The following is a 26,552-nucleotide window of genomic DNA, read 5'->3' on the forward strand; positions in this document are numbered from 1 at the left end:
GAAAACGGCGGCGGCCCGAACTCCCGCGAGAGTTCGGGCCGCCGCCGTGACGGTGGTGCCTGTGCGCTGCTCCTGCGGACCTGCCTACAGGAAGGAGTTGATCTCGATCGTCTCGGTCCGGCCGGGACCGACGCCGATCGCGGAGATCGGGGCGCCCGACATCTCCTCCAGGGCCTTCACGTACGCCTGCGCGTTCTTCGGCAGATCGGAGAAGGTCTTGGCCTTGGTGATGTCCTCGGACCAGCCCGGCAGGTTCTCGTAGATCGGCTTCGCGTGGTGGAAGTCGGTCTGGTTGTACGGGAGTTCCTCGACGCGCTTGCCGTCGATCTCGTACGCCACACAGACCGGGATCTGCTCCCAGCCGGTGAGCACGTCCAGCTTGGTGAGGAAGAAGTCGGTCAGGCCGTTGACCCGGGTCGCGTACCGCGCGATCGGGGCGTCGAACCAGCCGCAGCGGCGGTCACGGCCGGTGGTGACACCACGCTCGCCGCCGATGCGCCGCAGCGCCTCGCCGTCCTCGTCGAACAGCTCCGTCGGGAACGGACCGGCGCCCACCCGCGTCGTATAAGCCTTGAGGATGCCGATGACACGGGTGATCTTCGTCGGGCCGACACCGGCACCGGTGCAGGCGCCGCCCGCCGTCGGGTTCGACGAGGTGACGAAGGGGTACGTGCCGTGGTCGACGTCGAGCAGCGTGCCCTGGCCGCCCTCGAAGAGCACGACCTTGCCCTCGTCGATCGCATCGTTCAGGATCAGGGTCGTGTCGGCGACGAACGGCTTGATCTGCTCCGCGTACTGGAGCATGTCCTCGACGACCTTGCCGGCCTCGATGGCCCGGCGGTTGAAGACCTTGGCCAGGAGCTGGTTCTTCTGCTCCAGGGCGGCCTCGACCTTCTGCACCAGGATCGACTCGTCGTAGAGGTCCTGGACGCGGATGCCCACCCGGTTGATCTTGTCGGCGTACGTCGGACCGATACCGCGGCCCGTCGTGCCGATCTTGCGCTTGCCGAGGAAGCGCTCGCTCACCTTGTCGAGCGTGACGTTGTACGGAGTGATCAAATGAGCGTTGCCGCTGATCAGAAGCTTGGACGTGTCGACGCCTCGCTCGTTCAGACCGCTCAGCTCGGAGAGCAGGACCGCCGGGTCGACCACGACACCGTTCCCGATGACCGGGGTACAGCCCGGCGACAGGATTCCGGAGGGGAGGAGATGCAGTGCGTACTTCTGGTCGCCCACGACGACCGTGTGACCGGCGTTGTTCCCGCCTTGGTATCGCACGACATAGTCCACGGAACCACCGAGGAGATCGGTGGCCTTCCCCTTGCCCTCGTCACCCCACTGAGCACCGAGCAGCACAAGTGCGGGCACAGGCGTACACCCCTTCCGGGCGGGGCATGTCCAAGGCCAGGGGGCGTACGTAAAGGTCGTACCTGCCGCACGACGATGTACGGCAAAGCCTGAGCCGTCGAACCGGGTGCCCCGGAATAGACGAAGCCCCTGGCGCAATAGCGCAAGGGGCTCTTGCACCAAGATGCTACCCGAGGAAGGACCGAGGTGTCGGCTGCAGAGCCCCCCGGCGACGGCGGCGACCAGCTCCTGGTGGTCATCGACCCGGCCGCCCGCCGGACCGACGGCGAGTCCGTCCGGATCGCGAAGGACGTGCTGAGCGCCGGCTCGCGCGCCAAGATCTGCCTTCCGGACACCCCGGAGGAGTTCGCCCGGGCCCTGTCCCGGCGGGGTGCGCGCCGCCCGGTGGTGGTCGGCGACGACCACGCGCTGCTGCGGGCCGTGGCCCAGCTCCACCGGGAGCGGGAGCTCGCCCGGGGCGTCCTCTCCCTGATCCCCGTGGGCGCCGCGCACGCCCTGGAGGTGGCCCACGCCCTCGGTGTGCCCCGGGGCGCGGTGGCGGCGGCCCGGACGGCGCTGGACGGGGCGGTGCGCCGGCTGGACCTGCTGGTGGACGACAGCGACGGAGTGGTGCTCGGGCGGCTGCGCATCCCCGCCCCCACGCCCCCGCCCGGTACGGGGCCCCCGCACACGGGCGTCACGGCCGTCTGGGACACCTGCCGCTCCCTGGTGACCTCCCTGGTCCGCCCGGCGGCCCCGGGCGCCGCCACCGCGCCCCCGGGGACGTACCGGCTGCGGGTCGAGGCGGACGGGGTGCTGCTGAGCGACCTGGACGCGCCCGTGCGGGGCGTCTCGGTGCTCTCCCAGGGCGACGGGGGCCTCGCCGACGTGGTCGTCCGCACCTCGGACGGCGAGGACGTCACGGCGGAGGCCAAGGCCGTCACCGTCTCGGGCGCGGACTTCCGCTACCGGGCCGACATACGCACCGGCGGCCCCGTGCGGACCCGGACGTGGACGGTGCGGGCGGGCGCCTGGGGGCTGATGCTGCCGGTCCCGGCGAGCGCGGACGGGGCGGCGGGCGCACGCTGAAGAGGCAGGGACACAGCAGACATACGAAGACGGCTGCGGAGGTGACCGTCATGACCAGGGTTGCTGTCGGATGGCACATCGACCTCGAATTCGAGGAGGACTCGCACCGCACCCGCGCCGCGGCTCTCGTCCGTCTCTCCGACGGAACCGAGGTACGCGCCCACGGCTACGCCAGCCGCCACCCCTCGGACGAGGACCAGCAGCGGGTGGGCGAGGAGATCGCCGGGGCCCGGGCGCTCAACGAGATGGCGATGAAGCTGCTGACCAAGGCGCACGACGAGATCGACGAGGCGTCGGGCAGGAGGTCGTACCCGCTGACCTGAGACGCAGGGGGCCGTGGGCAGGGCCCGTACCCGCGACCTGAAACAGGAAGCCGTACCCGCTGACCTGAACAGGGGGTCGGACCCGCTGATCTGAAACAGGGGGTCGGACCCGCTGATCTGAAACAGGAAGCCGTACCCGCGACCCGGGACAGGGAGTCGGACCCGTCGGCCTGAAGCGGAACCGCCCCCGCACCCCACCGCGTCCCCCGCCACATGGACACCCGACGCGAAGCCCTCACCGACACCGCGGGCTGCGCGGCCGCCGTGCTCGGCGCCCTCGCGGGCATCGCGCTCTGGCTCCCGTACGGCCGACGCGGTCTCTCCGGCGGCTTCGAGGGCGAGACCGCCCCGGGCGTCTTCCTGCTGGGCGTGCCCGTCATGGTCCTCGGCGGGGCGACCGCCGCCCTGGCCCTCTTCGCCCTCGTACGGGGCCGGTGGCGCCCCGCGCTCGGACTGCTCGCGGCCCTCGCGGGGATCGCCGCCCTCGGGTACGGATGCGATGCGCTGAGCGGCCCCCAGTCCCTGGAGGACTGCGGCCCGCCCTGCTGACGAACCCGTCGTCGTAGAAGAGCCCCCCGCCTACACCTCCACCACCAGCTCCTTCAGCCCCCGGATCACATACCCCGGCTGCCACTCCGGCTCCGCCACCAGCCGCATCGTGGGCGCCTTCCGCAGCAACTCCCCGAAGGAGGCCGCCAGTTCGAGCCGGGCGAGCGGAGCGCCCAGGCAGTAGTGGATACCCGCGCCGAAGCTGACGTGCGGGTTGTCCGCCCGGGTCAGGTCCAGCGTGTCCGGGTCCGTGAACCGCTCCGGGTCCCGGTTGGCCGAGCCGAACAGCAGCGCCACCTCCGCGCCGCGCCCGATCACCTGCCCGCCGATCTCGATGTCGTCCAGCACCCACCGCTCGAACAGCTGCAACGGGGTGTCGTAGCGCAGGAGTTCCTCCACGGCCGTGGGCAGCGAGGCGGGCGCGGCACGGAGGGCGGCGAGCTGCTCCGGGTGGTGGAAGAGGGTGCGCCAGCCGTTGACCGTGGTGTTCACCGTGGCCTCGTGGCCCGCGTTCAGCAGCAGCACGCAGGTGGAGACCATCTCCTGCTCGGTCAGCCGCTCGCCCTCGTCGTGGGCGGCGATGAGCGCCGAGATCAGGTCGTCGCCGGGGGCCTTGCGCCGCTCCGCGATGAGCCCGCGCAGATACGCGGAGAACTCCTCCGACGCCCGCACCGCCGCCTTCGCCGTCTCCTCCGACGGGTTCAGCTCGAACATCCCGCAGATCGCCGCCGACCAGGGCCGCAGCGGTGCCCGGTCCTCCTCCGGTACGCCGAGCATCTCCGCGATCACGGCGACCGGCAGGGGCTCGGCGACCTCGGCGAGCAGGTCCCCGCCGCCCTGGGCCACGAGCGCGTCGACGAGTCCGGCGGCCAGCCGCCGTACGGTCGGGGCGAGGTTCTCGACCGTACGCGGGGTGAACGCCTTGGAGACGAGCCGCCGGATACGGGGGTGGTCGGGGGCCTCCAGATCCAGCAGCCCCTGCCCGTTGAGCGTGGTGAACGGCTCGTGCGCGGCGGGCGGCGGGGTGCGGCCGAACTCCTCGTGGGTGAAGCGGTGCAGATACGTACGGCCCAGGCGGCGGTCGCGCAGGAGGGCGGATACGTCGGAGTGGTGCGGGATCAGCCACTGCCCGGTCGGCTCGAACCAGTGCGCCCGGCCCGCGGCGCGCAGGGCGGCGTAGGCGGGGTAGGGATCGGCGACGAACGCGGGCGACCAGGGGTCGAAGGACACGTGCATGACCCGACGCTACCGGCGCCCGCCACGACCGCAAGGGGTCCGGGCCGCCGCAGGAGCCCGGGGCCCGGCGCTGGTCCCGGACCCCGGGGCTTGCCCCCGGACCCCCGGGGCTTGCCCCAGCCCCAGCCCCGGACCCGGACCCGAACCCAGCCCCAGCCCCGGGATCACCCCGGCGTCACCAGCCGTGCCTCGTACGCGAACACCGCCGCCTGCGTCCGGTCGCGCAGGCCGAGCTTCACCAGGATGCGGCTGACGTGCGTCTTGATCGTGGACTCGGCGACGATCAGGTGCGAGGCGATCTCCGCGTTGGAGAGCCCCTGCGCGATCAGGACGAGCACCTCCGTCTCGCGCTCCGTGAGGTCCCCGACCTTGGCGAGCGCGGGCGGGCGCGGGGCCTCCGCGAGCTTGGAGAACTCGGTGATCAGCCGCCGGGTCACGGTCGGCGCGAGCAGCGCCTCGCCCGAGGCCACCACCCGTACGCCGTCCGCGAGCTGCCGGGCCGAGGCGTCCTTGAGGAGGAAGCCCGAGGCCCCGGCCCGCAGCGCCTGGTACACGTACTCGTCCAGGTCGAACGTCGTCAGCACCAGCACCTTGGCGTCCACCACCTGCGCGACGATCTCGCGGGTGGCGTCGATGCCGTTCATCCCCGGCATCCGGATGTCCATCAGGACGACGTCCGGGAAGAGGGCGGCGACCTTGTCGATGGCGTCCCGGCCGTCGACCGCCTCCCCCACGACGGTGATGCCCGGCATGGCGTTGAGCAGGACGGAGAAGCCCTCGCGGACCATCATCTGGTCGTCCACGATCAGGACGCGGATGTCGTCGGCGCGGGTGCCGTCGGCCTGGGGGCCGCCTGCGCGGAGGTCGCTCATGCCTGGTCCGCCTTCTTGTACGGAAGGGGTTCGGCACCCGGCGCGGCGGCGGGCTCGTCCGGCTCCCGCTCCGCCTGCGGTACGGGCAGGAAAACCGCCACCTCGTACCCGCCGTCCTCCGTGGACTCGGCCGTCATCACCCCGTTCAGCATCGCCACCCGCTCCCGCATCCCCGTGACCCCGTGCCCGGCCCCGGGCGACGGCTTGACCAGGCCCGTCGGGGGCCCGTTGACGATCCGCAGCCCGATCCCGCCGAGGACGTACGAGAGCTCGACCCGGGCCGTGGCGCCCGGTGCGTGCCGCAGGGTGTTGCTGAGGGCCTCCTGAATGATCCGGTACGCCGACAGCTCGACGCCCTGGGGCAGCTCGCGGACGGCTCCGGTGATCACCTTCTCCGTCTCCAGGCCCGTTTCGCGGACGTTGTCCAGGAGCCCGTCGAGCACGGCGAGGGTGGGCTGCGGGGCGTCCGGGGCCTCGTAGTCCTCCGCCCGTACGACTCCGAGGACGCGGCGCAGCTCGGTGAGGGCGGCCACCGCGTTCTCCCGGATGGTGACGAACGCCTGCTCCAGCTCGGGCGGCGGGTTCTCCACCCGGTAGGGGGCGGCCTCGGCCTGGATCGCGACGACCGACATGTGGTGGGCGACCACGTCGTGCAGCTCCCGGGCGATGGTGGTGCGCTCCTCCAGCAGCGTGCGCCGGTCGCGCTCGACGGCGGTGACGGTGCGCTGGACGGTGACCTCGCGCTCCGCGTCGCGGACCTCGCGCTCGGCGTCGCGCCGGATCTGGACCACGGCGACGACGAGCAGGGCCAGGGCCGTCAGGACAGCCAGACTCGCGGTGTTCGAGGGGTTGCCGCCCTCCAGGGACACTCCGAACAGCAGGGTCAGCAGCCACATCCAGGCTGCCGTACGGGGCCGGGTCCGGGCGGCCACGACCACCAGGACCACCATCTGCGCGACGAAGGCGCCGGGCTGCCAGAGCCCACCGCTGCCGAAGACCGCGCAGAAGAAGGTCGCGAGCATCGAGCCCCAGAACGCGGCGACCGGCCTGACCAGGGTCATCACGACCGCGATCGCGGGCACCAGCCCCATGAAGACCCGGAACTCCCAGCTGGCGAACCCCGCCACCATCACCATCAGGGCGGCGAACAGCACCAGGGCGTGCGGGGTCCAGACGGCGAACTGCCGCAGCCCCTCGGGCAGCCGGCGTATGAAGCGCCCCTCCGGCGAGAGGGGCGGCAGCGGACGGTAGGCGAACGCATGGCGGAAGAGGTCCTCCCGCAGGCCGTCCATCGCATTGGCGGCCGCCCGGAACTCCGGGGTGCTGGTCTTCGTCTGGGTCTCGGTCACGCTTCAACGGTAGGCGGCGGCGGAGGGCCGGTCGTCAGCACCGATGCGGATTCCCCGGCGTCCGCCTCAAGTACTACGCGGACGCCGTCCCCCCGCCGCACGGCCGAACGCCCCGCTCAGGGGCGGGGCCGCCGCACCACCGGACGGGCCCCGCGCAGACGGCCCGCCGCACCGCCGGACGGCCCCACGCAGACGGCCCGCCGCAGGGCCGAGCGCCCCTCACGGACGGCCCGCCGCGCACCCGGAAACCCCCCTCGTGGACGACCTGCCGCCCAACCGGAAACCCCCCTCACTGACGGCCCGCCGCGCCCCCGGCCCCCCTCTCACGCGCGGAAGAACTCCGCGTGCTCCTCGGCCCACTGCGCGAACGTCCGGGCCGGGCGTCCGGTGACCTTCTCGACGGTGTCGATCACGGTCCGCCCCTCCGGCGGGGTGTCCCGGTAGACGTCGATCAGGAACCCGATCACGTCCTCGGGCATCCCGTCGGCCCGCCACCCGGTGACCGCCTCCTCCTCGGTGAGCTCGACCAGCTCGATCTTCCGGCCCCGCGCCGCCACGAGAGCCGCCACCTTGTCGCCGACGGTCAGCGCCTGCGGTCCGGTGACCAGGTAGACCTGCCCGCCGTGGCCGTCCTCGGTGAGCGCCGTCGCCGCGACCGCGCCGATGTCGGACTCGTGGACCATCGCGCTCAGCCGGTCGACGAAGGGCTCACGGACGGTGTCCTCGGCCTTGATGCCGGGCGCCCACTCCAGGGCGTTCGCCATGAACTCGACCGGCATGACGACGGTCCAGGCGAGCCCGCTCCCCCGTACCGCGGTCTCCATCGGGGTGTCTCCGCCCCCGTTGAGCACGGTCACCCGGCGCACCCCCGCCTCGCGGGCCAGCCGCATGATCTCCTCACCCGTCGTGAGCGGGGCGAAGAGGCCGCCGTCGAAGGTGATCAGGTGCAGCCCGGTCACGCCGTCGAGCGCGCTCTCCAGCGAGGCCGGGTCGGCGAGGTCGCCGCGTACGGTCTCGACGCCCGCGGGGAACTCCGCGCGCGCCGGGTCACGCGTGAGGGCCCGGACGTGCTCGCCGCGCTCCAGCAGTTGTTCGACCACTCGACGGCCGACCGTTCCCGTGGCTCCGGTCACCAGGATCGTCATGGCGGATCTCCTTCGTTCGGTTCGACAACAACCAACTTAGGGACCCTTGCGGTCAACTCCTGTCCGCAATAAAACAGCAGATCAGGAGCTCACCACGCCAGCTGGGTGATCTCCTCCGCCACGATCGCGCAGGCGTCCGCGGCCGGGTCGATCAGCGGGAAGTGCCCGACATCGCCGAGCAGCGTCACCCCGACGACCTCGCCGGACTTCGCCGCCGCGTCGGCGTACGCCTCCGAGACGGCCAGCGGGACGACGATGTCGTCCTCGCCGTGGACGATCGCGGTGGCGATCCCGGTGGGCAGGAGTGCGGCCGGGTCGGCCTGAGCCGTACGGTCGGGGTCGAGGCCGACGCCCGACTCCCCTCCCCCGCCGAGCAGTTGGGTGACCGCACCACCGCACACGCCCAGCTCCACGGCCGTGGCGAAGTCCGCGATCGGGGCCAGCGCGACCACGCCCCGCAGCGGCGGCGGGGCGGGCAGGTGCCACGGCGACCCCTCGGGCAGGACGTGCCGCGCCGCCGCCCAGAGCGCGAGGTGCCCGCCCGCCGAGTGCCCGGTGACCACGATCCGGCGTACGTCGGCCTCCGGCAGCTCCCGGGCGGCGAGGGCCGGTACGGCGTCGAGCGCGGCGGCCACGTCGTCGAAGGTCTCGGGCCAGCGCCCCGCCACGGGGTCACCGCCGCTCCCCTCGCCGCCGGGCGCCTCCCCGCCGCGCCGGTACTCCACGCTCGCCACGGCGAACCCCCGCCGGGCCAGGAAGTCCGCGAGCGGGGAGACGTGCGCCCGGTCGTAGGGGGCCCGCCAGGCGCCGCCGTGCAGCAGGACGACGAGCGGGGCGGCGGTGCGGCCGTCGCGCGGGGCGTAGAAGTCGATGACCTGGTCGGGGTGGTGCCCGTAGGCGGCGGTCCGGTCGGGGGCGACCACGGGGTGCGCGAACGCCGACGCGCTCTCGGCCGCGTCCCGGTCACGCGCGGCAGAATCCGACATGCTGCTCAACCGTCCTATGCCTGTGTGCTGTGCCTGTGTCAGGTGCCCAACTGGGTTGACCTGCGGGGACGGTACCAGCCCTCGGCACCGTCCCCGCCCGGTCGCACATACGTTGACGGTCCGTCAGTCCGCCGGGGTCTCCGCCAGCACCTCGGCCAGGACCCGCGCCGCCCGTTCCGCGTCGGCGAACCCCACGTACAACGGGGTGAAACCGAACCGCAGCACGTCCGGCCGGCGCAGGTCGCCCACGACGCCCCGCTCGATGAGCCGACGCATCACGGGCCCGGCGTCCGCGCAGCGCAGGGCGACCTGGCTGCCGCGTTCGGCGTGCGCGGCCGGGGTGGCGGAGGTGACCCGCCCGGCCGGTACGTACGCCTCGACGCACTCCAGGAAGAAGTCCGTCAGGGCGAGGGACTTGGCCCGTACGGCGTCCACCGACACCCCGTCCCACACGTCCAGCGCCGCTTCCAGCGTGAGCATGGAGACGATGTCGGGCGTGCCGACCCGGCCCCGTACGGAACCGTCCGCCGGGGCGTAGTCGGGGGTCATGCCGAACGGGTCGGCGTGCGAGTTCCACCCCGGCAGCGGGGAGTCGAAGGCGGCCTGGTGACGCTCGGCGACATACAGATACGCGGGCGAACCGGGGCCGCCGTTCAGGTACTTGTAGGTGCAGCCGACCGCCAGGTCCACCCCGTGCTCGTCAAGACCGACCGGCAGGGCGCCCGCGCTGTGGCAGAGGTCCCAGACGGCGATCCCGCCCGCCGCGTGGACGGCGGCGGTCAGGGCGGGCAGGTCGTGCAGCCGCCCCGTGCGGTAGTCGACCTGGTTGAGGAGGACGGCCGCCGTACGCTCCCCGAGCGCGGACGGTACGTCGGCGGGGTCGACGGGCACGATCCGGTGGCCGGTCAGCCGGGCGGCGGAGGCGGCGATGTACCCGTCCGTGGGAAACGTCGTGGCGTCAACCAGGATCTCGTCGCGTCCCCCGCCCGCGAGCGCGGCGAGGCGGGTGGCCGCGACGACGGCCTTGAAGACGTTCACGCTGGTCGAGTCACCGACGACGATCTGTCCGGCGGCGGCCCCGACGAGCGGGGCGATCCGGTCGCCGATCCGCTCGGGCGCGGTCCACCAGCCGCTCTCGTCCCAGGACCGGATGCGCAGCTCGCCCCACTGGCGGGTGAGGACGTCCTGCACCCGGGCGGGGACATGGGCGGGGAGCGCGCCGAGCGAGTTGCCGTCGAGGTAGACGCCGTCGTCGAGGGCGAAGAGGGCGCGGCGGTCGGCCAGCGGGTCGGCGGCGTCGAGGGCGAGTGCCCGCTCACGGAACGTCTCACGGGAGGTGTCACGAGAGGTCTCAGACATGGCTGCGCGCCGTCCACAGCTCGGGGAACACGTTCTTCGTGGCGCGCTTCTCCAGCCAGGCGACCCCGGCGGAACCGCCGGTACCGGTCTTGGAGCCCATCGCGCGCCGGGTGGCGACCAGGTGGTCGTTGCGCCATCGCCAGACGAGTTCGCCGACATCGGTGAGCAGCTCGCCGAGGCGGACCAGCTCGTCGTTCTGGTCGTCGGAGGCGTAGATCTGCGCCCACACCGCCTCGACCTCGGGCGAGGGAACGTACCGCTGGGTGAGGTCCCGGTTGATGACCTCCTCCGGGATGGCGTACCCGCGCCGGGCCAGCAGCGCAAGCGTCTCGTCGTACAGGCTGGGCTCCCCGAGCGCCTTCTCCAGCTCGGCGTACACGCGGGGCGCGCCCCGGTGCGGCACCAGCATGGAGGCGGATTTGTCGCCGAGCAGGAACTCCATCCGCCGGTACATCGCGGACTGGAACCCGGAGCCCTCGCCGAGCGAGCCCCGGTAGGAGTTGAACTGGGCGGGGGTGAGTCCGGCGAGCGGCCGCCAGGACTCGTTGAGCGCCTCCAGCTCGCGCAGCGACCGCTTCAGCGCGTCGCGCGCGACGGGTATGCGGTCCTCGCGCAGGGCGCGGGTGGCCGTCTCCCACTCATGGACGATGACGGTGAACCACAGCTCCATGACCTGGGTGGTGACCAGGAAGACCATCTCGCCGGGATCGTCCGAGCGGAGGTGCTGGAGGTGGGTGAGGACATCCGCCTGGACATAGTCCTCGTACGGAGTGGTGCCCGCGAAGTCCAGGTACGGGGTGTCCGCACCGGTGGCTTCGGGGTCGGGGTGGTTGGTCGACATCGCTGTCTCCTCGACACGAGCTTCCGGGTAGCGGTCCGCCCCTTCCATGAGGTGATGGGCTCCGGTCCCCTGCTCGCATACTAAGCGTCTCCCCGCCCTGTGCGCGTGGGCGGGGAGCGCCGGGAAGGTCAGCTGAGGATGTCGGCGGCGGTCGGCGAGGAGTCGCGCAGGAACGTCGAGCAGCGCTCGTGCTCCTCGGTCTCCCCGATGGACCCGGCGGCGCGCGCGAGGGCGTGCAGGGCGCGCAGGAAGCCGCGGTTCGGCTCGTGCTCGAACGGTACGGGGCCGTGGCCCTTCCAGCCCGCCCGGCGCAGGGCGTCGAGGCCCCGGTGGTAGCCGGTACGGGCGTACGCGTACGACTCGACGACCCGGCCGCCCTCGTACGCCTCGTCGGCGAGCTGCGCCCAGGCGAGCGAGGAGGTGGGGTACTTCGCGGCGACCTCGGCGGGCGGGGTGCCTGCGGCGAGCAGCTCGCGCGGCTCGGGGTCGTCGGGGAGGTGGGTCGGGGCGGGGCCCCCGAGCAGGTTCTCGTGGATGGACATGGATCAAGTGTGCCTGGACCGGAGCCCGGGTGACACCTCACGGCCCGCCTTCCGGTACGCGCTCCGGGGGCGGGGAAGGGGCTCACCGCTCGGGCCCGGCTCCGGTTCCCGGCGGCCCGGGGACCGGCAGGCTCGGGACCGGGTCACCGCCCGTACCGGCCCGGGGACCGGCGGCCCGGGAGCGGGGAGCCGGGTCACCGCCCGCCTCCCCGCTCCCGCTCGGGCTCCAGCGGCGGGGCCACCACCCCGCAGTGGACGGTGCACTCGGGCCGCTCCTCCTGCCGCTCCCCGGCGGCCGGGACCTGCGGGGTGCGGACGGTCCACCAGGCGAGGAGCGCGCCCGCCACCAGCAGCCCGGCGCACATCGGCATCGCCCGCCGGAAGGTCGCGGCGAACTCGCCCGCGTCCCGGTACGCCTCAGGCCCCATCCCCGCGAGCAGGGGCAGGGCGGCCACCGCGATCAGCCCGGCGGCCCGGGCGGCGGCGTTGTTGATCCCGCTGGCGAGACCGGCCCGCCCCGTGTCCACGGCGGCCAGGACCGTCGCGGTGAGCGGGGCCACGACCACGACGAGCCCGGCACCGAGCACCAGGACGGCGGGCAGCACCTCGGTGACGTACCCGCCGAAGGAAGCGCTGTCCGGCCCCACCCGCAGCATCAGGAGCATTCCGGCGGCGGCCAGCAGCGGGCCCACCGTGAGCGGGACGCGCGGCCCGATCCGCCGCCCCAGCTCCCCCGACCAGGCGGAGAACAGCAGCATGAGCACGGTGGTCGGCAGCAGCGCGGTACCGGCGCCCAGCGCCGAGTACCCGGCCACGACCTGGAGCTGGATCGCGGAGAGGAAGAAGAAGCCGCCGAGGGCCGCGTAGACGCAGAAGGTCACCAGGTTGACCGAGGTGAACAGCCGGGAGCGGAAGATCGACGGCGGCAGCATCGGGGCCGCCCGCCGCTGCTCCACCCGGACGAACGCCACCCCGAGGGCCACCCCGCCGAGGGCCGCCCCGATCACGAGCGGCGAGGCGCCCTGCTCCGGGGCCTCGATCAGCGCGTACGTCACCCCGGCCAGCGCGAGCGCCCCGAGCGCGGCCCCCAGCACGTCGAACCGGCCGTGCGCCGCCGGATCGCGCGACTCCGGTACGTGGCGGAGGGCGACGGGCACGCAGAGGGCGGCGAGCGGCAGGTTCAGCAGGAAGACCCACCGCCAGCCGGGTCCGTCCACGAGCCACCCGCCCACGAACGGCCCCACGGCCGCCCCGACCCCGCCGAACCCGGACCAGAGCCCCACGGCCCGCGCCCGGTCGTCCGGATGGAAGCTGGCCTGGATGAGCGCGAGGGACCCCGGCGTGAGCAGCGCCCCGCCGACCCCCTGAAGGGCGCGGGCGGCGATGAGCACCTCCGCGTTCGGGGCGATCCCGCAGAGCAGCGAGGCGGCGGCGAACCACACCACCCCCACCACGAACACCCGCCGCCGCCCGTACCGGTCACCGAGCGCCCCGCCGAGCAGGATCAGCCCGGCGAGGGTCAGCATGTACGCGTTGACGGTCCACTGGAGCGCGGCCAGATCGGTGTCGAGGTCGGCGCCGATGCGGGGCAGGGCGACGTTGATGACGGTCGAGTCGAGCATCGCCATCCCGGACCCGAGCACGGTGGTGAGCACGACCCACCGCCCGACGGGCGAGGCGACCCGGATCTCCCCGGGCACGGAGGGGGCTGGAGCCATGGAGCCAGCCTGCCCCGGCAGGTCCGGCCCCGCACTCCCGTGGCCCCGTCATGGGGGCGGAGCCCGCACAATCAAGCCCCTCCGGCGATCGAGGAGAAGCGTGCCCAGGGGCTGGGCCCGCACAAATAAGCCCCTCCGGCGATTGAGGAGCGGGGGCCCGGGGGCAGCGCCCCCGAACACCACCGACCGCCGCACGGCTCACACGGTCCGCACCGCCCCCACCGCCCGGATCAGCGCCTCCACCCCCCGCTCCACCTTCCCCCGGGGGCACCCCACGTTCAGCCGGACGAACCCCGGCGCCCCGTACACCGCACCGCCCATCACCGCCACCTTCTCCCGCTCCACCAGCACCCGCTGCAACGCCTCGTCGTCCACCACCCCCGCCGCCCGCAGGTCGATCCAGGCCAGGTATCCGGCCTGCGGCGGCTCCCAGCCCAGCTCGGGCAGGTCGGCGGAGAGCCTCTCCGCCACGTACGCCAGGTTCCCCGCCACATACGCCCGCACCGCGTCCAGCCACGCCGCCCCCTCCCGGTACGCCGCGATGTGCGCGGTCAGCGACAGGACCGCCGGGGACGCGAGCCCCTCCGCGGTCTGCATCCGCCGCAGGTACTCCGCCCGGTCGGCGGGGTCGCCGATGATCCCGTACGAACCGGTCAGCGCGGGAAAGTTGAAGGACTTCGACCCGGAGGAGACGACCGCCCAGCGCCCGGCGCCCGCCACCCGCGTCCACGGCACATGGACCTGCCCCTCGTGCACGAAGTCCGCGTGGATCTCGTCGCTGACGACCGCCACCCCGTGCCGTTCCGCGCGTTCCGCCATCCGGGCCAGCTCGTCGGCCGTCCAGACCCGCCCGGTCGGGTTGTGCGGCGAGCAGACCACCAGCACCTTGGCGTCCGCCCGGGACAGCTCCCGCTCCAGCGCCTCCCCGTCCCCCACGGGGACCGCGCGCAGCTCCCGCCCGAGCCCGGTGATCGCCTTGCGGAAACCGTCGTACGTGGGGGTGTGGACCACGACCCCGTCCCCCGGCTCCGTCCACATCTGGAGGAGCTGGGAGAGCTGGCTGAGGACGGAGGGCCCGTACACGAGCTGCCTGGTGTCGATCCCGGTGCCGTACCGGGTGGCGTACCAGTGGGCGATCGCCGAGAGGAAGTCGTCCTGCTGCCAGGTGGTGTAGCCGAAGACGCCGTGCTCCACCCGGGCCCGCAGCGCGGCGAGCACCTCGGGGGCGGTGGTGAAGTCCATGTCGGAGATGGTGAAGGGCAGCAGCCCGTCGACCCCGAACCGGTCGGCGACCCCGTCCCACTGGACGCACCAGGTGCCCCGGCGGTCAACAGTGGTGTCGAAGTCGTACGGTCCGTGCTGCTGCTCGGCCACGGGTGGCCCTCCTTGTTCTCGTTGCTCTCGGCACAGCAACGGGCCCGGCCCCCTGGAGGGAGGACCGGGCCCGAGGCCGTACATCCGTACTGACTGCTGACCGCCGGCGTGGCTACTTCAGCTTCGTACCCGTGGAGCGCAGGTTCGCGCACGCCTCGGTGACACGCACGGCCATGCCCGCCTCGGCGGCCTTGCCCCAGGTGCGCGGGTCGTACGTCTTCTTGTTGCCGACCTCGCCGTCGACCTTCAGGACACCGTCGTAGTTGCGGAACATGTGGTCCGCGACCGGGCGGGTGAAGGCGTACTGGGTGTCGGTGTCGAGGTTCATCTTCACGACGCCGTTGTCCAGCGCGGTGGCGATCTCCTCGGCGGTGGAGCCCGAGCCGCCGTGGAAGACGAAGTCGAACGGCTGGCTGCCGGCCGGCTTGCCGTACTTCTCCGAGACGCCCGCCTGGAGGTCCTTCAGGAGCTCGGGGCGGAGCACGACGTTGCCCGGCTTGTAGACGCCGTGGACGTTGCCGAAGGAGGCGGCCAGCAGGTAGCGGCCCTTCTCGCCCAGGCCGAGCGCCTCGGCGGTACGCAGCGCGTCGTCGACGGTCGTGTACAGCTCGTCGTTGATCTCGTGCGTGACACCGTCCTCCTCGCCGCCGGTCGGGGTGATCTCGACCTCAAGGATGATCTTCGCGGCGGCGGCCTGCGCCAGCAGCTCCTGGCCGATGGCCAGGTTGTCGGCGAGGGTCTCGGCCGAGCCATCCCACATGTGGGACTGGAAGAGCGGGTTCAGACCCTTGGCGACGCGCTCGGCGGAGACGGCGAGCAGCGGACGTACGTAACCGTCCAGCTTGTCCTTGGGGCAGTGGTCCGTGTGCAGCGCGACCGTGACGTCGTACTTGGCGGCGACGATGTGCGCGAACTCGGCCAGGGCGACCGCGCCCGTCACCATGTCCTTGTTGTACTGGCCGCCCAGGAACTCCGCACCGCCCGTGGAGATCTGGACGATGCCGTCGCTCTCGGCCTCCGCGAAGCCGCGCAGGGCCGCGTGCAGGGTCTGCGTCGAGGTGACGTTGATGGCCGGGTAGGCGAACTTGCCCGCCTTTGCCCGGTCGAGCATCTCGGCGTAAGCCTCGGGGGTTGCGATGGGCATCTGACCGCTCCTTGGAATGTGCGGATGTGCAGGCTGTGGAGTCCCTGACCTGGGGGCGACGTCATCGTCGCCCCCATCTTCCCAGACTCTTCATCCGGCTCCACCCGGCGGACCCTGTTTCACGTGAAACAGTCCGCCCTGCCCGATATGGCTCAGGCGAGACCGAGATCGGCCACGGAGTAGACCTGGATGTACGGCAGACCGGCCTCGGCGATGGCCGGGGCGGCACCCCGCTCCACGATCACGGCGACGGCGACGACCTCGCCGCCCGCCTCCCGTACGGCCTCGACGGCGGTCAGCGGCGAACCGCCCGTGGTGGAGGTGTCCTCGACCACCAGGCAGCGGCGGCCCTTCACATCGGTGCCCTCGATCCGGCGCTGCATCCCGTGCGCCTTCTGCGCCTTGCGGACGACGAACGCGTCCAGGCTCTCACCGCGCGCGGCGGAGGCGTGCAGCATCGAGGTGGCGACCGGGTCGGCGCCGAGCGTCAGCCCGCCGACGCAGTCGTACTCCAGCTCGGCGGTGGCGTCCAGCATGGCCTGGCCGACCAGCGGCGCGGCCTTGCCGTCCAGGGTGATCCGGCGCAGGTCGATGTACCAGTCGGCTTCCAGACCCGAGGAGAGGGTCACCTTGCCGTGCACCACGGCCTTGTCCTTGATCTGCTGGAGCAGGTCAGCGCGTACGTCAGTCATGTCCACGAGGGTAAGCGCAGGCCGGAACCCCCGGAGCACGCCCCGCCTCAGAGCCGCGTCGCATGCCCCGCCTCAGAGCCGCGTCCAGCTCCAGGTCGTGGTGATCTCCAGCGGGTCGATCGGGGTGACCAGCCGGGGCGCGGTGTTCAGCCCGTTCGGCGGCCCGGACTGCGGCTCGACGCAGATCGCCTCGTCCTGCTCGTCGTAGATCACGACCCACTCATCGCGGCTCCTGACCGTCAGCTCCAGCTGCTCCGGCCAGGTGAGCTTCACGTCAACACCGTCGGGCATCCCGAAGCAGTCGTCCCACGGTCCGGGTACGGGGTCGATGCGCCGCCCGGTCGGCAGGTGGTCGTCCCCCCGCTCCTCCTGCCAGGCGGCGTCGAAGGAGAGCTCGGCGGGCCGACCGCCTTCGAGGCTGCGGTGGAACCAGGGGTGCCAGCCCGCCTGGGCCGGGAAGGAGTCGCCGTACGTCTCCACGGCGAGGCCGAGCGTCAGCCCGTCCTCGGTCAGCTCGAAGGTCTGGGTCACCCGGCCCTCGTACGGCCAGGGCTCGGCGAGGTCGTAGTAGAAGGCCGCCTGCGCCTTGTCCACGTGGGCGGTCCGCCACGAGGTGTCCCGGCCGGTGCCGTGGATCGCGTGCGGCGGGGAGTTCAGGGGAAGTCGGTGGGAGGCGTCGCCGTTGCGGAACTCCCCGTACCCGGTCCGTCCGCACCAGGGCACCATCGGGAAGCAGCCGTACCGCTCACCCTGGCGCAGCAGCTCGGTGGAGCCGATCCGCAGACTGCCGATCCGGCAGCCGTGGGCGGGGTCGACGGTCAACTCGGCGTCTCCGGCACTCAGCCTGACGTTCTCTTCGCTACTGCTCACCCGACGACCCTACTGGCGGTCCTCTGGCTGTGCCTCACTTCCGGCGGCGCAGCGCCCGGCTGATCACCACGGCGGAGGCGAGCGCGAGGGCGGCGGCCGGGGCGACCCAGCGCAGGGTGCTGCCCGCACCGCCCGCGTCCGGCGAGGGCACGGGGGCGTACCGGCCGCGCGGGGGCGCGTGGTCGACCTCCTCCGCGCTGCGCCCGATCATGGTCCGGCGGGCGTGCGCGGCCTCGGCGGGCGGTTCGTCGGGGACGGTGAACTCCACTCCGGCGACGGGGTCGAGCGCGGGCGGGGGGACGGGCGAGTCGAAGACGGACCCGGGGGCGGGGTCGGAGCCAGGATCGCCAGGGCCGGAATCGGAGCCGGGGCCGGATGCGTCGGCTGCCGCCTCCACGTCCCCTTCGAGCCCCTCGCCTTCGAGCCCCTCGTCTTCGAGCCCTTCGTCGGTGACGTCAGGGGCATCGGTCACATCAGCCGCGTCACCGGCGTGGGCATCGGTATCGGCACCGGCGGCACCGACAGCCTCCTCAGCCCTCTCAGCGCCCTCAGCCCCTTCGTGCGTCGCCAGCGTCTCCGTCACCAGCTGCTGGGTGAAGCGGTCCAGGAGCCGGTGGGCCGCCGCGAGCGCGGCGCCCTCCTCCAGCTCGACCAGCCGGCCGTCCCCGCTCGCCGTACCGCTGTACGTGAGGGTGGTCCCGCCGTCCGTCTCCGTGAGGGCGATGGTCAGGGCCAGCTTCACCGCACCGGTCCCCCGGGCCTCCACGCCCTCCCCCGTCACCGAGAAGCGCCCGTCCTCCGGGCCGGAGAGCTTCAGCTCGCCCCGGTACGTGATGGTGTGGCCGCCCGCCCGGAACTTCCACCGGCCCGCCAGGGGCGACGCCGACGCGTCGGCGTCCTGCTGGAGGCCCGGTACGCAGCGGGCGACACGGAGGGGGTCGCCCAGCGTGCTCCGCAGGGCCGGGACCGGGACCGGAACGAACACCTGATGCTCCATGGCAACCGAGCCTAATCGGCCACGGCCCGCACGTCAGCGCTTCCCCACGCCCATCCCACCCCCAGGGCCCCCTACGCCTCCTCCCAGTACCGGGGATGGATCAGCGTGGACGGCGCCTGCCCCGGGAGCCGCAGCCCGTCCGCCGCCCGGGCCCCCTCCCGTAGCTCCGACTCCCCCAGCGAGCGCAGTGCGGGCGCCCCGGCGCCGAGCCCCGGTTCCGCCACCTTCCGGGCCCCCGCCAGCAGGAAGCCCCACTCCTCCGGGGCCCGGCCCCCGGAGGAGCCGAGCCGGTCGGGGCTCGCGGTGAAGCCGGAGGGGTGGCCGGGGACGAGGTAGGGGCGGGTGCGCAGGCCCCCGGCCCGTACCGAGGCGTCCACCGTCCAGAAGGTGTGCGGGCGGACCACCGGCGGGCCCGCGTGCACCACGAGGCGGCCGCCCGGCGCCAGGGCCTCGGCGATCAGCCCGTAGAACTCGGCGGAGTACAGCTTCGTGCTGGCCGTGATCCCCGGGGCGGGCAGGTCGGAGATGACCACGTCGTAGCGGTGGCGGTCGGTCCGCAGCCAGGTGAACGCGTCCGCGCCGACGGCCGTGAGGCGCGGATCGCGGTAGGCGTTGCCGTTGAGCTCGGAGAGCGCGGGGTCGGTACGGGCCAGCCGGGTGACGGCGGGGTCGATCTCGACGACGGTGACCGAGCGGACGTCCCGGTAGCGGAGGACCTCGCGGGCGGCGAGCCCGTCGCCGCCGCCCAGGACGAGGACCCGGGCGCGGGGGCCGTTCATCGCGGGGTGGACGAGCGCCTCGTGGTAGCGGTGCTCGTCGCGGGCGCTGACCCGCAGCCGGCCGTCCAGGTAGAGGCCGAGCGAATCGCGGTCGGTGCCGGTCACGACGACCTCCTGCACCCCGGTCTGCACGGCGACCCGCACATGGTCCCCGTAGACCGCCCGGCGCGCCGCCCGCTCGAAGTCGTCCACCAGGAACGTGGCGGTGGCCAGGACCGCGATCACCGAGACGTTGACCAGCAGGAGGAGCCGCCGGGAACGGGGGGTGAGGTCGCGCCGGAACATCCACAGGACCAGCGCCCCGCCGGCGGCCGCGTTGACCGCTCCGGTGACGAGCGCGCCGGTCAGCTGCCCGAGCATCGGCAGCAGGAGGAAGGGAAAGGCCAGCCCGCCGACGAGCGCGCCCACGTAGTCGGCGGCGAAGAGGTCGGCGACCGCCTCGCCCGCGTCCTGCCGGTCGACGCTCTGGATCAGTGTCATCAGCAGCGGTATCTCCGCGCCGATGAGTACGCCGATGGCCAGCGAGAAGCCGACCAGGGCGTGCCGTGACTCGCCGAGCCAGGCGAACGACGCGTACAGCACGAGCGCCGAGGAGCCGCCGATCAGCGCGAGGGCCGCCTCGATCAGTCCGAAGCCGACGGCGGCGTGGCAGCGCAAACGTTTCGCGAGGAGGGAGCCGATGCCCATCGCGAAAACCATCACGGAGAGGACGACGGATGCCTGGGTGACCGAGTCGCCGATCAAGTAGGAGGCGAGCGCGACCAGTTCCAGCTCGTACACCAGACCGCAGGCCGCGCAGACGAAGACGGCGGCCAGCACGAGGAACCGGCCGGTCCTCGGCCGTACGGGAAGCCGCGCCGCGCCCCCTCGCAGCGAGACCTGGTGGTCGATCATGCTGCGAACGCTACGTCACTGCCCGGTCGCTTCTTGTCACCCACAAGGGTGCAAGTGGAGCGGCCGGGAGGCGCCCGGCCTCCCGGCCGCTCCCCACACGGCACAGACGCGGAATCAGGCCGCGGGCGCCGGAATCCGCACCCCCACCCGGGTCCGGGTCACCACCAACTGCCCTTCCTGCGGGTACGCGTGCCAGGTGCGCCACCGCACCTGGCCCTCGATGCGCTGGGCGAGCATCGCGGTGAAGGCGTACGGGCTGCCGGGGAAGGTGCCCGCAAGTCCGTGCGGGTGATCGCTCACGAGTGCGAGCAACTCCTGCGCCCGTCCCGCGAACTGGCCCTGCGTCAGGGTCTCGACGCGGGCCGCGAATTCGTACTCCCAGTCCCCGAGACGCTTCGCGACGCCAAGGGGGAGCGGGGTGCTGCTGCCCGGCATACAGGCAACGGTCTCGGAGCAGACCCCGCGTTCCTCCTGGAGGAGGACCTGGTGGGAGGCGCCGAGCAGCCTCAACTGGAGTTCGGCGCCGCCGAGCTGGAGGTCGAGGACCGCGAGGGCGGGAAGCGGCTCCCGGCCCAGGGTCCAGGCCAGGTCGGCGGCGCGGGTATCGGAATAGGCCGTCTGGAGGGTGGTGAGCATGGGTCGGCTCCGCAAACACACATGGACACATGGACAGCGGGCACCCCCGGAGCGTGCGCGTGGGAGGAGGGGAGCGCCCGATCTGGTCCAACTGGGGTCCGAGGGCTGAATGTTCTCTTCAACGAGGGAATCACGAAGTACGCCGCACTCGCAGCGTTTTTACCCAACTTGAAGGGGTTTCCATCCCCTGGGGGGCAGCCCAGTTCAACTGTTCAACCATCCTCGACTGGCGTGGCTCAACGACAGGGCACCCGGAGGGAGTTCACCCTCCGGGCGCCCGGCGACCATGGAACGGCCCCCTCTCAGCTGCTCCCCCCACAGCCGCCACCGCCACCACCGCACGACGAGTCACCGGAGCTGCAGGACGCGCCGCCGCCCCCGTCGCCCGAGCCCCACGCGGAGGACCGGCGCTTGGCGCCCGCCCTGGACGGACCGCTCTTGACGCTGCTCACCCGCGCCAGGAAGACCACCAGAGCCACCAGGACCCCCACAGAGAACAGCACCGTGATGAAGACGCCCATGCCCCTCACCCACCTTTCTTCCCCCGAAGCGCGGTTCCCCCGCCGCTTCCCGTTCGGCTTCCTCCGTGTCAGGGAGATCCCCTCACGCCGCACGGGCCAAAGCAGACTTGAGCAACTCCAGAGCTTGGGCGCAGGATGACGCGCATGACACAGGGACGCCAGGGACCGGCACAAGGACGACAGGAACACCACCAGGAACGACCGGAGCACCGGGAACACCAGGAACGGCCTCTGCTCAACCGCCGCCTGGCCGGATTCGGCACGACGATCTTCGCCGAGATGTCCGCCCTGGCCGCCCGGACCGGCTCGATCAACCTCGGCCAGGGCTTCCCCGACACCGACGGCCCCGAGGAGATCCGGGAGGCGGCGGTCCGGGCGCTGCGCGCCGGGCACGGCAACCAGTACCCACCGGGCCCCGGCATCCCGGAGCTGCGCACCGCCGTCGCCGCCCACCAGGAGCGCTTCTACGGCCTCACCTGGTCCCCCGACACCGAGGTCCTGGTCACCACCGGGGCCACCGAGGCGATCGCCGCCGCCCTGCTGGCCCTGGTGGAGCCGGGCGACGAGGTCATCGCGTTCGAGCCGTACTACGACTCGTACGCCGCCTGCATCGCCATGGCGGGCGGCGTCCGCGTCCCCCTCACGCTCCGCGCCCCCGCCTTCCGCCCGGACCTGGACGAACTGCGCGCCCTGATCACCCCGCGCACCCGCCTCCTTCTCCTCAACTCCCCGCACAACCCGACCGGCACGGTCCTCACCCCCGAGGAGCTGAGCGGGATCGCGGCCCTGGCGGTGGAGCACGACCTGCTGGTGGTGACGGACGAGGTGTACGAGCACCTCGTGTTCGAGGGCTCCCACCACCCGATCGCCGCCCTGCCCGGGATGCGCGAGCGTACGGTCTCCATCTCGTCGGCCGGCAAGACGTACTCGTACACCGGCTGGAAGATCGGCTGGGTGACGGCCGCCGAGCCCCTGGTGACGGCGGTGCGCTCGGCGAAGCAGTACCTGACGTTCGTGAGCGGGGGCCCGTTCCAGTACGCGATCGCGGAGGCGCTCCAGCTCCCCGACACGTTCTTCACGGAGTTCCGCGAGGGGATGCGCCGCAAGCGCGACCTGCTCGCCGAGGGCCTGCGGAGCGCGGGGTTCCGGGTCTACGAGCCACAGGGGACGTACTTCATCACCACCGACATCTCCCCGTTCGGCAAGGAGGACGCGTACGCGTTCTGCCGGGCCCTCCCGGAGCGGTGCGGGGTGGCCGCCGTGCCGAACTCGGTCTTCTACGACGACCCGGAGGCGGGCCGCAGCCAGGTCCGGTTCACGTTCTGCAAGCGGGAGGGTGTGTTGGAGGAGGCGGTGGAGCGGCTGCGGCGGCTCGGCTGACCGGGGGCAGGGTGCGCCCGGAGGCCCGCGCGGGAGCTTACTCGGTGTCCTTGGGGTGGCGTGTCGAGGCGTACACAAGGATCACGGTCGAGGTTTCCGGGCTGACCAGATACCGAACCCTGCCGCCACTGGTGACCTCGTACTCCCACTGCTCCAGCTCTGAACCCTTCCATTCCTTGGTCGCGTGCCTGCCCCGGAGCCGGTGCTGACGACTCCAGTGGGACCGGGACAGCGGATCAGTGCGGAGTGCGTCCAGACAGCGATGCACGTTCGGCAGCGCCAGCCGGCACAGCTCCTCCCATCCCGCCACCGCCTCCGTCGTCCCGAAAACGACGTTCCAGCCGCTGAGCGGAGGGACGCTGACCCGGTCCCCCTTCTTCGGGCTCACCCACGCACCTCGACCGGGCCGAGGTCGTCGCCATCGAGCGGCCGCAGCGATTCCCTCAGCTGGTCGGGGTCGGCATTGATGCGAGCCGTCGCACGCCAGGAGACGATCGCACGATGCACGGCTTCCCCCGCGCCCAACTCGGCTGCGTCCGAAAGTGCTTCGAGAAGTTCGACGGTGAAGGCGCGAACTTCCTCGGCATCCAGATGCCGCACCCAGGGAAACACGTCGGGCAGTGCGAGCAGGAGCGACTTGACCCCGTCGTCCTGCTTCATCAGCGCGAGGAAAAGCCGGGAGGCGGTGGTCAGGTTCTCCTCCGCGCCCTCAGCGCGCACAGCCGTGGTCAGGATCATGTCCGGCGCGTCCCGGTGTGTGACCCGAAGCCGCCCCAGGGCAGCGGCTCTGGCCGCGACAGCCTTGGGATTGCGGGAGAGGTCGGTGAAGGATACAGATTCCGTTTCTGCTTCCAGACGTGCGGTAGACATAAACAGAGCTTACTCAGATCACGATCTGATTTCAAGGGAACTGCCCGGCTTTGGATGCGCGCGCCTTGGCCTTCCGCAAGCCCGAGGACGTGCTGGAGGCAGCCATCGAGAGGCTGTCCGAGCTGCGGAAACGCTGGTCAGCGTCCGGAGCCGTTCCGGCTCCAGGCCCGTGGCCGCCCGTGCGATGCCGGGCGCTCGTCGCACGGCGGAGCCGCTGGAGTTCGTCGGTGCGGTCGTTGATCCTCGCGGCCATCCTCAACGCGTCGGCCGGGCGTACGGGCCAAGGTCGAGTACGTAGTCGAGCGGCGAGCACCGGCCGCACGGGGCGGAGGTCCCGACCCCTTCCAGGTCCACCCCCAACTTTCGCAGGGCGTTGATCAGTTCGGTACCGGCTTCGGCCGCGTAGTCACGGTCCTGATCGTCGAAGTGGTCGGGGCCGACCGGTCAGAGCTGCTGTTGCTAGGGGAGGTCTAGTCGGCGGACGGGCTTCCCTCGCCCTCCTGCTCCCGCTTCTGCTTCTGCTTCTCCTCCGGGTCGGCCCGGGTGAGCGTTTTGATCTCCTCGCGCAGACGCTGGAAAGCGGCGGCGTACTCGTCGAGTTTCGACGCCATCGCCAAGGCTTCCCCCGGACGCAGGTGTCCCAGTTCGATCACGTAGGGGTCCCCGATGACGGTGCAGTCGTCGCAGACCGGGGAAACACCGATCCCATCGAATTCGATGTCGAACTTCCGGAGCCCGTTGACCAGCCGGACCCCCGCCGCGACGGCGTCATCACGGTCCGCATCACCGAAATACTCCGGCCCGACCTCTTGGGCGACGGGAAGGGGCCTCATGAGCTTCCCCGCAAAGGTGTCGTTCTTCATGTGTGTCCTCTTCGGTGGATTCGATCAGATGGAGTCGGCGGGAGGAGGGGACCAACGCCCCTCACGGGCGCGCCTGTTCTCGTCCGCGACCAGGGGCCGCAGCCGCCGCATGGTGTCGCTCTGCGACCGGTCGTCCGGACCGCGGTACTGCCCCGAGGCGTCCGGACGCTCGGAAGAGGTTCCGGAGCGGAGTTTCCCGAACGACGGGACCATCGCCCGAAGCGCCTTCAGGGAGAAGCGGTTCACCATCGCCCCGCCCTTTCACGTGGTTGCACAAGTACATGTACTGATGAACCCAGAGTGAGGGATGCAGGCGTACGCTCAACAGGTCTGTGGCCATTCCAACCGAGCTGGAATACCAGGGAGTTGAGAACAGATGAGCGAAAGTGCCGATCAGGAGCGCGGGCCGAGCGACGGGGCCGCCTACTTCGGTCGGGAGGTGGAAGCTCTGCGCAAAGCCATGGAGTTATCGCAACCGGCCTTTGCCGAGAAGCTGCGTTACAAGCAACCGCAGCTGAGCAAGGTGGAATCCGGTGCCGTTCTCGCGTCCGAGGGTTTCGCGGAAGCGCTGGACCGCGTAGCCGGTACGCCCGGGGTGTACGCGCGCCTGCGGGCCAAGCTGAGCAAGCAGGGCCATCCGGGAATGGTTCGTCCCGTACATCACGCTGGAAGAGACCGCGAGCGGCATCACGGACTACTCCTGCACGTTCCTGATGGGGCTGTTGCAGACGCCGGAGTATGCGGCGGCGGTCATGCGGGCCAGTTTTCCGCGTGAGACCGACGACCAGATCAAGGAACGCGTCGAACTCCGGATGCGCCGCCAGGAAGTCCTGGAGCGCGCGGACCCTCCGCTTCTGTGGGTGGTGGTGCACGAGGCCGTGCTCCGTACGGTCGTCGGATGCAAAGCCGTGATGGTCGGCCAGCTGAAGCACTTGGCCGCCGCCATACAGTCCCCGCACATCACGGTTCAGGTGCTGCCCTGCACAGCAGGAGCAGCGCCGAGCCACCTGCCGTTCACCCTGCTCTCGACGAACGGCCTGCCGCACGCCGTCTACACCGAAACTCCCACGCACGGTGGACAGATGGACGATACGGCTACCGTGGTGGCCAGGACGGTCACGATGACCGACCGGCTACGCATGGCAGCAGTGTCCGAGGACGATTCACTGTCACTGATCGGCAAGATCATGGAGGATCACGCGAGATGAGCAGCGCACCCGGCCCCGTCGAGTGGGTCAAGAGCACGTACAGCGCGGGCGAGGGACAGTGCGTCGAGTGGGCCCCGGCGTACGCCGCCGCTACCGGCAAGGTCCTGGTCCGGGACTCCAAGAACCCGGTCGGCCCCCACCTGGCCCTCTCCCCCGAAAGCTTCACCGGACTGGTCACCCTGGCCAAGGCGCACGGCTGACCGGCTGACCGGAGAAGGCCCCGGAACGGAAAAGGAAAAGGCCCGGTGCGGGTGGCGGTCGACGTGACCACCGCCCGCACCGGGCCTTCAGGCGCGTACGGACATGGGCTAGGCGCCCGCGGACTCCGTGCCCTCGCCGTCCGTCTTCTCCTCGGCCGGGGCGAGGCCCAGGCGCTCCAGGAGCCACTTGTCGAACTCGATCGAGGCGCGCACCCAGCTCACCGTCGAGGAGACGAAGTGCTCCAGGCTGACGCCGGTGCCGATGAGCATCTGCGCCTCACCGATCAGCCGGACGGAACCCGCCTCGCCCTCCTCGCCCTCGTGGGAGTGGGTGTAGACCTTGGGCCACAGGGTGCGGCGGTTCCAGTCGTCGATGGCGTCCAGGAGGACGGGGCGCTGGTCGAGCGCGTGGGGGCGGTCGTAGAACGTGCGGACCGAGAAGACCTGCTGCTCGTCCTCGCCCCGGAACATGAAGTACGTCCGGAACTCTTCCCACGGCGCCGCGAGGTCGCCCTCGTCGTCGACGACGTACTTCAGCTCCATCTGGTCGAGGAGCTGCTTGACGAGGTCCTGGTCAGGGACGACGGGGCCCTCCGGTCCTGCCGCCTGCGGTTCGGGCTGGCCCCCGAAATTAGGAATCGAGGACGGATCGATGCTCACCGTTATTTCCCTTCGTGCGGTTGTCGGCCATCCTCCCCCATGGCGGGCGGGGCATGGCAAGCCCGCACGGCTCCTATCCGCCACAAGCTGACAGAGAAGGGGCCGTGC

At 71.9% G+C, this 26,552-nt stretch carries 28 protein-coding genes and 1 pseudogene; 6 read left to right on the forward strand and 23 right to left on the reverse strand.

From position 1 onward, the window contains the following. Nucleotides 1-84: 84 nt before the first annotated feature. Entirely contained in the window at nt 85-1,368 is a 1,284-nt protein-coding gene (locus B7C62_15450; GenBank protein ARF73502.1) for an adenylosuccinate synthase, read from the reverse strand. A gap of 186 nt (nt 1,369-1,554) precedes the next feature. Here B7C62_15450 and B7C62_15455 point away from each other — a divergent pair, with 186 nt between their 5' ends. The 3 genes from B7C62_15455 to B7C62_15465 all read left to right on the forward strand — a co-directional run bounded on the left by B7C62_15455 (nt 1,555) and on the right by B7C62_15465 (nt 3,308). Beyond that, nucleotides 1,555-2,436, forward strand: coding sequence for a diacylglycerol kinase (locus B7C62_15455; protein ARF73503.1), 882 nt, complete (start codon nt 1,555-1,557; stop codon nt 2,434-2,436). Nucleotides 2,437-2,486: 50 nt separating this feature from the next. After that, nucleotides 2,487-2,759, forward strand: coding sequence for a hypothetical protein (locus B7C62_15460; GenBank protein ARF73504.1), 273 nt, complete (start codon nt 2,487-2,489; stop codon nt 2,757-2,759). A gap of 213 nt (nt 2,760-2,972) precedes the next feature. After that, nucleotides 2,973-3,308: a hypothetical protein gene (locus B7C62_15465; protein ID ARF73505.1), complete on the forward strand. Its 336-nt coding sequence runs from the start codon at nt 2,973-2,975 to the stop codon at nt 3,306-3,308. 30 nt (nt 3,309-3,338) lie between these two features. Here the strand turns inward: B7C62_15465 and B7C62_15470 are convergent, their stop codons facing one another. From B7C62_15470 to B7C62_15550, 17 genes are all read right to left on the reverse strand, one after another. After that, nucleotides 3,339-4,544 (reverse strand): cytochrome, encoded by a 1,206-nt coding sequence (locus tag B7C62_15470; GenBank protein ID ARF73506.1) that lies wholly within the window; start codon nt 4,542-4,544, stop codon nt 3,339-3,341. Between the two features lie 164 nt (nt 4,545-4,708). Then, nucleotides 4,709-5,416, reverse strand: a complete 708-nt coding sequence (locus B7C62_15475; protein ID ARF73507.1) for a DNA-binding response regulator — start codon at nt 5,414-5,416, stop codon at nt 4,709-4,711. After that, nucleotides 5,413-6,765, reverse strand: coding sequence for a two-component sensor histidine kinase (locus tag B7C62_15480; protein ID ARF73508.1), 1,353 nt, complete (start codon nt 6,763-6,765; stop codon nt 5,413-5,415). The genes B7C62_15475 and B7C62_15480 overlap by 4 nt, the downstream gene beginning before the upstream one ends. A gap of 323 nt (nt 6,766-7,088) precedes the next feature. Continuing rightward, entirely contained in the window at nt 7,089-7,910 is an 822-nt protein-coding gene (locus B7C62_15485) for a hydroxylase (GenBank protein ID ARF73509.1), read from the reverse strand. An 89-nt stretch (nt 7,911-7,999) separates the two neighbouring features. Further along, nucleotides 8,000-8,896: an alpha/beta hydrolase gene (locus B7C62_15490; protein ARF73510.1), complete on the reverse strand. Its 897-nt coding sequence runs from the start codon at nt 8,894-8,896 to the stop codon at nt 8,000-8,002. 123 nt (nt 8,897-9,019) lie between these two features. Then, a complete protein-coding gene (locus B7C62_15495; GenBank protein ID ARF73511.1) occupies nt 9,020-10,255 on the reverse strand; it encodes a kynureninase in 1,236 nt (411 codons plus the stop codon). Beyond that, a complete protein-coding gene (locus B7C62_15500; protein ARF73512.1) occupies nt 10,248-11,096 on the reverse strand; it encodes a tryptophan 2,3-dioxygenase in 849 nt (282 codons plus the stop codon). Before B7C62_15500 ends, B7C62_15495 begins: the two co-directional genes overlap by 8 nt. Before the next feature lie 128 nt (nt 11,097-11,224). Next, a complete protein-coding gene (locus B7C62_15505) occupies nt 11,225-11,638 on the reverse strand; it encodes a hypothetical protein (protein ARF73513.1) in 414 nt (137 codons plus the stop codon). Nucleotides 11,639-11,832: 194 nt separating this feature from the next. Continuing rightward, complete coding sequence (locus tag B7C62_15510; protein ID ARF73514.1) at nt 11,833-13,356, reverse strand: MFS transporter; 1,524 nt, start codon at nt 13,354-13,356, stop codon at nt 11,833-11,835. A gap of 198 nt (nt 13,357-13,554) precedes the next feature. Further along, nucleotides 13,555-14,730: a transcriptional regulator gene (locus B7C62_15515; GenBank protein ARF73515.1), complete on the reverse strand. Its 1,176-nt coding sequence runs from the start codon at nt 14,728-14,730 to the stop codon at nt 13,555-13,557. A gap of 112 nt (nt 14,731-14,842) precedes the next feature. Next, nucleotides 14,843-15,874, reverse strand: coding sequence for a class II fructose-bisphosphate aldolase (locus tag B7C62_15520; protein ID ARF73516.1), 1,032 nt, complete (start codon nt 15,872-15,874; stop codon nt 14,843-14,845). Nucleotides 15,875-16,026: 152 nt separating this feature from the next. Beyond that, a complete protein-coding gene (locus B7C62_15525; protein ARF73517.1) occupies nt 16,027-16,566 on the reverse strand; it encodes an orotate phosphoribosyltransferase in 540 nt (179 codons plus the stop codon). Nucleotides 16,567-16,638: 72 nt separating this feature from the next. Further along, a complete protein-coding gene (locus B7C62_15530; GenBank protein ARF73518.1) occupies nt 16,639-17,436 on the reverse strand; it encodes an aldose epimerase in 798 nt (265 codons plus the stop codon). 34 nt (nt 17,437-17,470) lie between these two features. Beyond that, nucleotides 17,471-18,433, reverse strand: a complete 963-nt coding sequence (locus B7C62_15535) for a carbon monoxide dehydrogenase (GenBank protein ARF73519.1) — start codon at nt 18,431-18,433, stop codon at nt 17,471-17,473. 71 nt (nt 18,434-18,504) lie between these two features. Beyond that, entirely contained in the window at nt 18,505-20,106 is a 1,602-nt protein-coding gene (locus tag B7C62_15540; GenBank protein ARF73520.1) for a spermidine synthase, read from the reverse strand. Between the two features lie 114 nt (nt 20,107-20,220). Further along, complete coding sequence (locus tag B7C62_15545; protein ARF73521.1) at nt 20,221-20,742, reverse strand: hypothetical protein; 522 nt, start codon at nt 20,740-20,742, stop codon at nt 20,221-20,223. 302 nt (nt 20,743-21,044) lie between these two features. Beyond that, nucleotides 21,045-21,272: a hypothetical protein gene (locus tag B7C62_15550; protein ID ARF73522.1), complete on the reverse strand. Its 228-nt coding sequence runs from the start codon at nt 21,270-21,272 to the stop codon at nt 21,045-21,047. Between the two features lie 135 nt (nt 21,273-21,407). Between B7C62_15550 and B7C62_15555 the strand changes: the two genes are divergently transcribed. Then, nucleotides 21,408-22,643 (forward strand): aminotransferase, encoded by a 1,236-nt coding sequence (locus B7C62_15555; protein ID ARF73523.1) that lies wholly within the window; start codon nt 21,408-21,410, stop codon nt 22,641-22,643. Between the two features lie 37 nt (nt 22,644-22,680). Here the strand turns inward: B7C62_15555 and B7C62_15560 are convergent, their stop codons facing one another. The 4 genes from B7C62_15560 to B7C62_15575 all read right to left on the reverse strand — a co-directional run bounded on the left by B7C62_15560 (nt 22,681) and on the right by B7C62_15575 (nt 24,625). Continuing rightward, complete coding sequence (locus B7C62_15560; protein ARF73524.1) at nt 22,681-23,031, reverse strand: hypothetical protein; 351 nt, start codon at nt 23,029-23,031, stop codon at nt 22,681-22,683. After that, complete coding sequence (locus B7C62_15565; GenBank protein ID ARF73525.1) at nt 23,028-23,513, reverse strand: prevent-host-death family protein; 486 nt, start codon at nt 23,511-23,513, stop codon at nt 23,028-23,030. Before B7C62_15565 ends, B7C62_15560 begins: the two co-directional genes overlap by 4 nt. Before the next feature lie 470 nt (nt 23,514-23,983). Further along, nucleotides 23,984-24,376, reverse strand: a complete 393-nt coding sequence (locus tag B7C62_15570) for a hypothetical protein (GenBank protein ARF73526.1) — start codon at nt 24,374-24,376, stop codon at nt 23,984-23,986. Nucleotides 24,377-24,400: 24 nt separating this feature from the next. Beyond that, nucleotides 24,401-24,625, reverse strand: coding sequence for a hypothetical protein (locus B7C62_15575; protein ID ARF73527.1), 225 nt, complete (start codon nt 24,623-24,625; stop codon nt 24,401-24,403). 127 nt (nt 24,626-24,752) lie between these two features. Between B7C62_15575 and B7C62_15580 the strand changes: the two are divergent. Both B7C62_15580 and B7C62_15585 read left to right on the forward strand, forming a co-directional pair. Next, a pseudogene (locus B7C62_15580) lies at nt 24,753-25,584 on the forward strand (transcriptional regulator). Next, complete coding sequence (locus B7C62_15585) at nt 25,581-25,784, forward strand: DUF397 domain-containing protein (GenBank protein ARF73528.1); 204 nt, start codon at nt 25,581-25,583, stop codon at nt 25,782-25,784. The pseudogene B7C62_15580 and the gene B7C62_15585 overlap by 4 nt, the downstream one beginning before the upstream one ends. A 108-nt stretch (nt 25,785-25,892) precedes the next feature. Here B7C62_15585 and B7C62_15590 read toward each other — a convergent pair whose 3' ends face one another. Next, nucleotides 25,893-26,444, reverse strand: a complete 552-nt coding sequence (locus tag B7C62_15590; GenBank protein ARF73529.1) for a hypothetical protein — start codon at nt 26,442-26,444, stop codon at nt 25,893-25,895. Nucleotides 26,445-26,552 lie beyond the last annotated feature (108 nt).

The sequence above is a fragment of the Kitasatospora albolonga genome, assembly GCA_002082585.1.
In the GTDB taxonomy this organism is placed as follows: domain Bacteria; phylum Actinomycetota; class Actinomycetes; order Streptomycetales; family Streptomycetaceae; genus Streptomyces; species Streptomyces stephensoniae.

Bases quoted from the DNA above. Each gene is read 5' to 3' on its own strand.
- B7C62_15585 (ARF73528.1), top strand. From the start codon at position 25,581: ATGAGCAGCGCACCCGGCCCCGTCGAGTGGGTCAAGAGCACGTACAGC.
- B7C62_15495 (ARF73511.1), bottom strand. From the start codon at position 10,255: ATGTCTGAGACCTCTCGTGACACCTCCCGTGAGACGTTCCGTGAGCGG.
- B7C62_15510 (ARF73514.1), bottom strand. From the start codon at position 13,356: ATGGCTCCAGCCCCCTCCGTGCCCGGGGAGATCCGGGTCGCCTCGCCC.
- B7C62_15565 (ARF73525.1), bottom strand. From the start codon at position 23,513: ATGTCTACCGCACGTCTGGAAGCAGAAACGGAATCTGTATCCTTCACC.
- B7C62_15525 (ARF73517.1), bottom strand. From the start codon at position 16,566: ATGACTGACGTACGCGCTGACCTGCTCCAGCAGATCAAGGACAAGGCC.
- B7C62_15555 (ARF73523.1), top strand. From the start codon at position 21,408: ATGACACAGGGACGCCAGGGACCGGCACAAGGACGACAGGAACACCAC.
- B7C62_15575 (ARF73527.1), bottom strand. From the start codon at position 24,625: ATGGTGAACCGCTTCTCCCTGAAGGCGCTTCGGGCGATGGTCCCGTCG.
- B7C62_15470 (ARF73506.1), bottom strand. From the start codon at position 4,544: ATGCACGTGTCCTTCGACCCCTGGTCGCCCGCGTTCGTCGCCGATCCC.
- B7C62_15570 (ARF73526.1), bottom strand. From the start codon at position 24,376: ATGAAGAACGACACCTTTGCGGGGAAGCTCATGAGGCCCCTTCCCGTC.
- B7C62_15535 (ARF73519.1), bottom strand. From the start codon at position 18,433: ATGGAGCATCAGGTGTTCGTTCCGGTCCCGGTCCCGGCCCTGCGGAGC.
- B7C62_15475 (ARF73507.1), bottom strand. From the start codon at position 5,416: ATGAGCGACCTCCGCGCAGGCGGCCCCCAGGCCGACGGCACCCGCGCC.
- B7C62_15540 (ARF73520.1), bottom strand. From the start codon at position 20,106: ATGATCGACCACCAGGTCTCGCTGCGAGGGGGCGCGGCGCGGCTTCCC.
- B7C62_15465 (ARF73505.1), top strand. From the start codon at position 2,973: ATGGACACCCGACGCGAAGCCCTCACCGACACCGCGGGCTGCGCGGCC.
- B7C62_15485 (ARF73509.1), bottom strand. From the start codon at position 7,910: ATGACGATCCTGGTGACCGGAGCCACGGGAACGGTCGGCCGTCGAGTG.
- B7C62_15500 (ARF73512.1), bottom strand. From the start codon at position 11,096: ATGTCGACCAACCACCCCGACCCCGAAGCCACCGGTGCGGACACCCCG.
- B7C62_15460 (ARF73504.1), top strand. From the start codon at position 2,487: ATGACCAGGGTTGCTGTCGGATGGCACATCGACCTCGAATTCGAGGAG.
- B7C62_15545 (ARF73521.1), bottom strand. From the start codon at position 20,742: ATGCTCACCACCCTCCAGACGGCCTATTCCGATACCCGCGCCGCCGAC.
- B7C62_15520 (ARF73516.1), bottom strand. From the start codon at position 15,874: ATGCCCATCGCAACCCCCGAGGCTTACGCCGAGATGCTCGACCGGGCA.
- B7C62_15505 (ARF73513.1), bottom strand. From the start codon at position 11,638: ATGTCCATCCACGAGAACCTGCTCGGGGGCCCCGCCCCGACCCACCTC.
- B7C62_15490 (ARF73510.1), bottom strand. From the start codon at position 8,896: ATGTCGGATTCTGCCGCGCGTGACCGGGACGCGGCCGAGAGCGCGTCG.